8 protein-coding genes are annotated in these 8,747 nt (G+C 66.8%); 7 read left to right on the forward strand and 1 reads right to left on the reverse strand.

The genetic code is table 11. The features are described 5' to 3' along the window. Positions 1-97 precede the first annotated feature (97 nt). The 7 genes from VA602_RS12610 to VA602_RS12640 all read left to right on the forward strand — a co-directional run bounded on the left by VA602_RS12610 (position 98) and on the right by VA602_RS12640 (position 6,868). Complete coding sequence (locus tag VA602_RS12610) at positions 98-1,450, forward strand: 3-oxoacyl-ACP reductase (RefSeq protein WP_323453357.1); 1,353 nt, start codon at positions 98-100, stop codon at positions 1,448-1,450. Positions 1,451-1,452: 2 nt separating this feature from the next. Further along, positions 1,453-2,304 (forward strand): MaoC family dehydratase, encoded by an 852-nt coding sequence (locus VA602_RS12615; RefSeq protein ID WP_323453358.1) that lies wholly within the window; start codon positions 1,453-1,455, stop codon positions 2,302-2,304. Between the two features lie 110 nt (positions 2,305-2,414). Beyond that, entirely contained in the window at positions 2,415-2,720 is a 306-nt protein-coding gene (locus VA602_RS12620) for a MazG-like family protein (RefSeq protein WP_323453359.1), read from the forward strand. After that, on the forward strand, positions 2,717-3,466 hold the full coding sequence (locus VA602_RS12625) for a methyltransferase domain-containing protein (RefSeq protein WP_323453360.1): 750 nt from the start codon (positions 2,717-2,719) through the stop codon (positions 3,464-3,466). The genes VA602_RS12620 and VA602_RS12625 overlap by 4 nt, the downstream gene beginning before the upstream one ends. Before the next feature lie 22 nt (positions 3,467-3,488). Then, complete coding sequence (locus VA602_RS12630; RefSeq protein WP_323453361.1) at positions 3,489-4,121, forward strand: DUF4136 domain-containing protein; 633 nt, start codon at positions 3,489-3,491, stop codon at positions 4,119-4,121. An 18-nt stretch (positions 4,122-4,139) separates the two neighbouring features. Continuing rightward, positions 4,140-4,700: a DUF4136 domain-containing protein gene (locus VA602_RS12635; protein ID WP_153774062.1), complete on the forward strand. Its 561-nt coding sequence runs from the start codon at positions 4,140-4,142 to the stop codon at positions 4,698-4,700. A 203-nt stretch (positions 4,701-4,903) separates the two neighbouring features. Continuing rightward, entirely contained in the window at positions 4,904-6,868 is a 1,965-nt protein-coding gene (locus VA602_RS12640; RefSeq protein WP_323453362.1) for a pilus assembly protein TadG-related protein, read from the forward strand. Here the strand turns inward: VA602_RS12640 and VA602_RS12645 are convergent. Further along, positions 6,853-8,747 (reverse strand): PAS domain-containing sensor histidine kinase (locus VA602_RS12645; RefSeq protein WP_323453363.1); only part of this gene is annotated, 1,895 nt, incomplete at its 5' end. The genes VA602_RS12640 and VA602_RS12645 overlap by 16 nt on opposite strands.

The raw sequence follows: 8,747 nt of genomic DNA on the forward strand, positions 1-8,747 counted from the left end.
TAGGTTGGCTACAGCCTAGGCGTTTTTGCCGCATTCGAACGACCTTGCCACAAACATGGTCCACACTTGCATGCTTGCCTTCAGGGAGACCCGCACCATGAGTGACCGCTATCTCGGCTTTGCCAACTCCAACCTCGGCCGCCGCCTGGTCGACGCCCTCGGCCTGCCGCGACCGGCGCCGCTGGAGCGCTGGCAGGCCGGACGCTTGCGCCCGATCGAAGGCGCGCTGGTGCTGGGCGGCGGGCCGCTGGTACGCAAGGTCGAAGCCATCGCCCCGGCACTCACCGACGAGTGCTACAGCTTTGCCGGCGAAGATCTCGAGGCTCCCGCCTGGGTCGCCGGGCTCGGCCCGAAACTCAAGGCAGTGGTGTTCGATGCCAGTCATCTGTCCGACAGCGACGAGCTTCGGCAGTTGCGCGAATTCTTCCAGCCGCTGCTGCGCAGCCTGGCACCCTGTGCTCACGTAGTGATCCTCGGGCGCCCCCCTGAACAGGTCGAAGCGCCCCAGGCCAGCGTCGCCCAGCGCGCCCTCGAAGGCTTCAGCCGCTCGCTGGCCAAGGAGCTGCGCAACGGCGCAACGGCGCAACTGCTGTACGTCGCGTCCGGCGCGGAGGATCAGCTCGAAGGCGCGCTGCGGTTCTTCCTTTCACCCAAGAGCGCGTTCATTTCCGGCCAGGTGCTACGTCTTGAAGGCTGTGCAAGCCAGGTGCAGGACTGGACGCGACCGCTGGCAGGCAAACGCGCATTGGTCACCGGGGCTGCCCGCGGCATTGGTGCATCCATCGCCGAAACCCTCGCCCGCGACGGCGCCGAGGTGATCCTGCTGGACGTGCCGCCCGCGCAGAAGGACCTCGACGCCCTTGCCGCACGTATCGGCGGCCACGCCCTGGCCCTGGACATTTGCGCCAGCGATGCCTCGGCCAAATTGCTCGAAGGGTTACCTCAGGGCATCGACATCGTGGTGCACAACGCCGGCATTACCCGTGACAAGACCCTCGCCAACATGACCCCGGAATACTGGGACGCGGTCATGGCAGTGAACCTCAAGGCTCCCCAGGTGCTGACCCAGGCCCTGCTCGACGCCGGCCAGTTGCACGACAACGCGCGCATCGTGTTGCTCGCATCGGTCAGTGGCATCGCCGGTAACCGGGGCCAGGCCAACTACGCCGCGAGCAAGGCCGGCCTGATCGGTTTCGCCCAGGCATGGGCGCCCAAGCTCGCCGCACACGGCATCAGCATCAACGCGGTGGCACCCGGCTTCATCGAAACCCACATGACCGCCGCCATGCCCATGGGACTGCGCGAGGCTGGCCGTCGCCTGAGTTCGCTGGGCCAGGGCGGACGCCCACAAGACGTCGCCGAGGCTGTCGCCTGGCTCGCCCAGCCCGGCACTGGTGCGGTCAGCGGCCAGTACCTGCGCGTCTGTGGGCAAGCACTTATAGGGGCATGAACATGAACCGGACATGGCAGGACCTGCACACCCCCGATACCCGCACCCGGCTTTACCTGCGAGCGCTCGGCAAGCGCAAGATCAGTGGCGACCGCCTGCCCACTGGTGGCCTGCGTTGTTTCCTGCGGGTCGACCCGACAAACCTTGCGGCTTATCGTCGCCTGTGCCACTTCAGCGACGATGGTCGCCTGCCGCCCACCTATCCGCACGTGATCGCGTTCAACCTGCAGTTGCAACTGCTGACCGCCAGCGACTTTCCCTTCCCCCTGCTCGGGCTGGTGCACCTGCACAACGAGATCCAGGTGCTGCGCCCGTTGGGCGCCATCGAAGGCCTGCGTTTTGCCGTGCATGCCGACAACCTGCAGGCACATCCCAAGGGTGGCACCTTCGACCTGGTCACCGAGGCCCAGGACGGGCTGGGTCTGCTCTGGCGCGAAACCAGCCGCATGCTGGTGCGGGGGCTGAAGCTCGAAGGCGAAACGCACGGGGACAACGACGAGCCAGCCATCGAAACGCCGGAAGTGACACGCTGGTATGCCGACAGCGATATCGGCCGCCGCTACGCCAAGGTCTGCGGCGACTACAACCCCATCCACCTGAGCGCGGCGAGTGCCCGACTGTTCGGCTTCCCCAAAGCCATCGCCCACGGCATGTGGAACAAGGCCATGGCGCTGGCGGCACTGCGCGGGCACCTGCCGGTGGCGGGCTATGGGTTCGCGGTGGACTTCCACAAGCCGGTGCGCCTGCCCTCGGAGGTGGTGCTCGGCGCGACTGCCGCTGGGCCGCAAGGGCAACTGAATCTGACCGGGCACGGGGGCCTGCTGCACATGACCGGCAAATGGAGCGACCTGTAACCAAATCAAGCACGCGCCAGGGCCGCTCCCTCGGCTTCAACAATGGCCGCCAATTCACTTGATTTGCTCCCTGGCGCACCCGAAGCTATGCGCCAGAAGGAGAGCCCTCGATGAACCTGCAAGAACTGACCGACCGCCTGCACCGGATCCGCGACAACAACGACTGGCGCAGCTTCCACAGCCCGAAGAACCTGGCCATGGCCGCCAGCGTCGAGATGGCCGAGCTAGTGGAAATCTTCCAGTGGCTGAGTGAAGACCAGTCACGCCAGCTCGCTCCCGAGCAGCTCGCCCACGCCGGCCAGGAAGTCGGCGACGTGGTGCTCTATCTGTTGCTGCTGTGCAGCGAGCTGGGGCTGGACATGGAAACCGTGGTGCGGGCCAAGCTCGCCGACAGCGAGAGGCGCTTCGCCCGATGAACGACCGTCATTTCGATGAGCTGGCCAGCCGCTTCGCCGAGAAGATCTACGGCGGTGCCAAAGGCGCGATCCGCCTGGCGGTGCTGCAGGCGGACCTCGCCGAAAGCCTGCCCGTCCGCCCCCTTCGCATCCTCGACATCGGCGCGGGCCTGGGCCACATGGCGCTGTGGCTGGCACAGCGGGGGCACCAGGTGACCCTGGCCGAGCCCGCCGCGCCGATGCTCGACGGGGCCCGCGCGCGCTTCGCCGAGGCCAACCAACCCGCCACCTTCATCCAGGCGCCCTGGCAGGACCTGCTCGGTCAGCTCACCGAGCCCTTCGATGTGGTGCTGTGCCACGCCGTGCTCGAATGGCTGGCCGAACCACACAGCATCCTGCCGGTGCTGCACCAGCTGACCACACCGGGCGGCTGGCTGTCGCTGGCGTTCTACAACCGCGATGCGCTGGTCTACCGCAACTTGCTCAAGGGTCACTTCCGCAAGCTGCGCAGCGACCGCCTGGCCGGCGAAAAACAGAGTCTCACCCCGCAAAAACCTCTTGATCCGCGAGAGCTGCGCGCGCAACTTGAACCCATGTGGCAGGTCGAAAGCGAGAGTGGGGTCAGGGTTTTCCACGACTACATGCCCAAGGAATTCCAGGACAAGGCCGAGCTGCTCGACCTGCTGGAAATGGAATTGGCCCACCGCCGTCATCCGAGCTTCGCCGGGCTCGGCCGTTACCTGCACTGGACCTGTCGCCCACGCTGATCTCGCCTGCCGGGAGGAATACATGCCGTACCGTCTGTTGTGCCTGGCCTTGCTCCCCTTCGCCCTGGCGGCGTGCCAGAGCAGCAATCCCTATATCGCCAGTTCCCGGCCACTGCCACCGGCTCCGCCCCAGGCCGCGACCACCTTCGATGCCAGCGCCTATCCGGCCGCGCCACGCGACTATGGGCGCTACCGCAGTTGGAGCTGGCGCAACGGCCAGTTACCCAGCGGCAGCGCCAATGCCGATCCCGCGCAACTGGCCGATGCCATCAGCGGTGCGCTCGACCAGCACGGCCTGCGCCCGGCACGCGGCGCCAGCGGCGACCTGCTGGTCAGCGCCAACCTGCGCCTGGAGCGCCGCCTGCGCCAGGTCCGCGATTACGACTACGATCCCTACTACGGCCCCGCTCCCTACGGCGGCATCGGCTATGGCGGCTACCGCAACGGCTATGGTGCCTACGGCAGCGTACCGATCGTGCGCACCTACGAAGTCGAGGTAATGGTGGTGCGCATCGACCTGTTCGATGCCCGCAACGGCCAGCCGGTGTGGAGTGCCAGCGCCGAAAGCGGCAGCGAAAAAGGCTCGCCGCGCGACCGTGAAAACGCCCTGCGCGAGTCGGTGCGCAAGGCCCTCAGTGGCTACCCTCCCAGTTAACGCGTCAGGAGAATCATCATGTTGCGCCGCCTCGTTCTGCTGTCCTTCGCGCTGCTGGTCGCCGGCTGCACCAGCAACAACGTCACCCAGGATTTCGATGCCAGCCGTGACTTCGCCGCCTACCGCAGCTGGGCCTGGCAGGAACCGGCCCTGCAATACCGCCCGGACGATCCGCGGATCAAGAGCGATCTCACCGAGCAGCGTATCCGCCAGGCCGTGGCCGACCAGCTCGACCAGCGCGGCCTGCGTCCGGCACAAGGCAGCGCCCGGCCCGATGTGAAAGTGCGCGCCTACCTGATCGTCGAAGACCGCCAGCAGCAGGTCACCACCAACTATGGCGGGGCCTGGGGTGGCTACTGGGGCGGTTACTGGGGTGGGCCGATGTACAACGAGACCCGTAGCGTCGACTACAAGGTGGCGACCATCCAGGTGGACCTGTTCGATGGCCGTGACGGCAAGCTGGTCTGGCGCGGCAGTGCCGAGCAGATCATGAACAGCTACCCGCCGAGCCCGCAGGAGCGCAATGCCGCGATCCAGAAGACAGTGACCCAGGTGATGAGCAACTACCCACCGCACTGAAACCCAACGCCTATCTGTAGGAGCGGGCTTGCCCGCGAATACGGGCGTAGCCCGTGCCAGGCAGCGCGGTGTTTTTTTCGCGGGCAAGCCCGCTCCTACAACCAGGTGGCGTGAAGGCTGAGAAGAGGCAAGATGCCATCACCATGACTACACTCCTGTAATCGCAATCGCGATGCTGGCCTTCGGCCTGCAAAGGAGTGCCCGTGGTTTCCTCTTCCGCTGCGCGCCAACGTGGCGCGATCGGCCTGATGGCAGTGATCACCCTCGGTATGGCCCTGCTGTTCGTGCTGCTGGCAATCGACAGTGGGCGGCTCTACCTCGAACAACGCAAGCTGCAGCGCATCGCCGACATGGCTGCGCTGGAAGCCGCCGGGCAGTTCGCCGTGTGCGTCGGCACCGGCCCACAGGCCAATGCCATCGCCCGCACCGCCGCCACCCGCAACGGGCACGCCCCCGGCAACCCGCTGCAGGCCAGTTGCGGCTACCTGCAGACCGGCGCCAACAGCCTGCGCAGCTTCACCCGCGACGACAACCGCAACGAAGCGATCCGGGTCGATGTCAGCAACACCGTCACCACCAGCGTCGCGGCGGGGGTGTATGCCCTGGTCCAGGGCAACGGCGTGCCACTGACCACAACCTTGCAGGCCCACGCTGTCGCCTCCGCGCCACTGCCGCCGCAGGCGATGCTGAGCATCCGCACCACCCTGGCCACGGTCGATTCGCGCCAGTCGGTACTGCTCAACGCCCTGCTCGGCGCCCTCGGTGGTGGTGTGCAGCTGGACCTCGCCGGCTGGAAAGGCATCGCCGCCACCGACATCAAGTTGCTCAGCTATCTCGATCAACTGGCAATCGACCTCAACCTCACGGTCGGCGACTACAAGCAGTTGCTCAACGCCAACGCGACCGCCACCCAACTGCTGCAGGCGGCGGTCAAGGTGTTGCAACAAAGCGGTGCGGCGCTGGAGGTGGTGACCAACCTGGGCAAGGTCGCCCTGGGGGCCGGCAACGGGACGCTGGTGCGCCTGGGCGATATCCTCGACATCCAGAACGGCACCGCCCAGGCTGGCCTGGATGCCAGCATCCAGTTGCTGCAACTGGTGCAAGGGGTGATCCAGCTGGCCGCCAGCGAAAGCGCCGCCAACGTCGACCTGCCGCTCAACGTGCTCGGCCTGGTCAACGGACGAGTTCGCCTGAAGGTCATCGAGCCGCAGCAGATCTCCTCGGTCGGCGACCCGCGTACCGACGAGCTGCGTGTGCACACTGCCCAGGTGCGGGCGATGATCTCCCTCGACCTGCCCTTGCTCGATGGCATCTTCGGCCTGCTCAACGCCGTGCTCGACCTCGCCGCGCCGCTGACCAACGTGATCAACAACCTGCTCAGCCTGAACCTCGCCGCCACTGTGCAATCGGTGCTCTGCCTGCTCGGCGTGCCCTGTACGGTCAGCGATATCGTCCTGGTGCCCGGCAAGCTGCACCTGGACATAGGCCTGGAAGTCGCCGAAGCCAGTACCCGCCTGAACCCTGCAGCTCCCGACACCTTCAGTTGCTCACCCAAGCGCCTGACCACTCGCAACCAGAGCTCGGCGGTCAAGATCGCGGTGGGCCAGTTCGCCTCACCGGATGAGTTCTTCACCCAAGGCACCACTGCAGTGAAGGCGCTGCCGATGATCGACATCGGCACCAAGCGCTGCACCCGGCTGTTGATCCTGCCGCTCGGCCAGTGCGAGGAGCGCATCCCCTTCGTCGGCGGCGGCATCGGCCTGCGGGTGGACAGCAAGGTGCTGGGCAGCGGCGCCCAGGAGCGCTCGCTGACCTTCCAGGCCCCCGACAGCGTACCGCCGAACATCGGCCTCAAGCCTGCCTATCTACCCATGAGAACCGCCAACGACAACGTGGTCGGCAGCCTCAGCGACACCCTGCTGGGCATTCAGTTGGAGGCCTACCGGCCGACCGCCAACAACAGCGGCCTGGGCCAGGTGCTGGTGCTCGTGGGGGGGGTGCTCGATGGCGTCAAGGCGATACTCGAGCCGCTGATCAAAGGCCTGCTCAGCCCGCTGCTCGACCCCTTGCTGAACGTGCTGCTGAAAGTGCTGGGCGTCGACCTGGTCAACGCCGAAGTCGGCGCCAACCTCAGTTGCTCGACTGGCCGCGCTCAACTGGCACTGTAGAGCGGCAGCAGTATGCAGAAGCACGCGCCGTCCGGGCCGTTGCGCACCTCGAGGCTGCCGCCCATGGCCTCGACGATGCCATGGCTCACCGACAGCCCCAGCCCCGTGCCGACACCCGCGGGCTTGGTGGTGAAGAAGGGCTCGAAGATGCGCCCGAGCAGGCGCGGGTCGATGCCACCCGCGTTGTCCTCGACCTGCAGGCAGACGCGCCCCTCGACCCGCTGCTGGCTGACCCGTATGGCCGGTGCCAGGGGTTGGCGTTCGAGCAACGCGTCGCGGGCATTGATCATCAGGTTGATCAACACCTGCTCGAGCTGGTCCTGATGCCCCAGCACCGTCAACGCCGACTCGGGCGCCACGATATGCAAAGCCACACCCTTGCCCCGAAGCCCCTCGGCCAGCAACGCGGCCGCACCTTCCACCGCGTCCCAGGCCACGAACGCCTGACGCTCCGGTTCAGAGCGACGGCCATAGACACGCATATGCTCCACCAGCCGCGCCGCCCGCTCCACCTGGGCCTCGATGCGGTGCAGCTTGTCGGTCAGGTAATCGGTATCCGCCGCGCCGTTCTCCAGACGCTTCAAGGTATTGGCCACGGCCATGCGCATCACGTTCATCGGCTGATTGATCTCATGCACCAGCCCGGTCGCCAGCTCACCGAGCGTCGCCATCTTCGCGCCCTGCAACAACTGGCGCTGGCTGCGTCGCACCTCGGTGTTGTCACGCCCCACCGCCTGGATTTCCAGAAGCCGCCCCTGCGCGTCAAACAGGCCGCGGTCAGCCCACACCCACCAGGCGTTTTCCCGCCCCGGCAGTTGCAGGCAGATCTCCGCGCTGCTCAAGGGCTGCTCCGGGGTCAGCGTTGCCAGGCGCTGCTGGAACGCACTGCGTTGCGCGTCGGACATCCACTGGCCAAGGTTCATGCCGGCAAGTTGCTCCGGCGCACACTCCAGGTGGTCAGCCAGCGGACGGTTACCGAACAGGAGTTCAAGATCGGGACGATAGCGGCAGATCATCGCCGGCGAATCCTCCACCAGCACACGATAACGCTCCTCGCTGTGGCGCACGCGCTCGGCAGCCTCGGTCGCCTCGCTGACGTCCAGCCACAGCCCGACCACCTCCACGGGCTGGCCGAGGTCGTCGCGCAGCAGACGGGCTTCATCGAGTACCCAGTGATAGCCACCCGACTGGTCGCGCAGGCGGTAGCGGCAGCGCGCCTGGCCATCGCGCAGCAGTGTGCGCGTGCGCTCCAGCCACAGGCTGCGGTCGTCAGGGTGCACTGCCAGCCCCGGCTGACGGGCCTGTTCGCTGTCGCTGTGCCAGCCCAGCATCGGGGCCAGGCTGGCGCTGAAGAACTCGCTGTGCAGCGCGCCCTCGGCATAGCGCTGGATATAGATCACGGCCGGCGAGCTGGCGATCAGGTTCTCCAGCCGTGCACGGGCGGCGCCAGCCTGCAGTTCCTGAGCCTTGAGCGCACTGATGTCGAGTAGAAAGCCGCGGACCTGGCGCCCCTGCATCTGCCCCACCCAGTGCAGCCAACGCGGACTGATCTGCGGGGCGTGCTCCTGCAGGCGCAGGCTGAGGCTCAAGGCACGGCCTTCACGCAGTTGCTCGAGCGCCAGCTGCGCGGCCTCGCGATCCGCCGGGTGCACTCGCGCCAGCCATTGCTCGACGGTGATTTCACGCGGCAGGTCGAAACTGGCCGCCAACGCTGGGTCCAACTGCAGCGGCCCCTGCAGTGGCCACTCCCACCAACCGGCGCCCAACTGCCGCTGCAGCGCGTCGAGGTGCTGGTCGCTGCGCTGCAACTGGCGCTGTCGAAGGCGCGCCAGCAACGGGTCCAGCAACGCCTGCAAGAGCCGCTCTCCCGCCTCGTGTA

The sequence above is a fragment of the Pseudomonas machongensis genome, from assembly GCF_034961125.1.
Classification (GTDB): Bacteria; Pseudomonadota; Gammaproteobacteria; order Pseudomonadales; family Pseudomonadaceae; genus Aquipseudomonas; species Aquipseudomonas machongensis.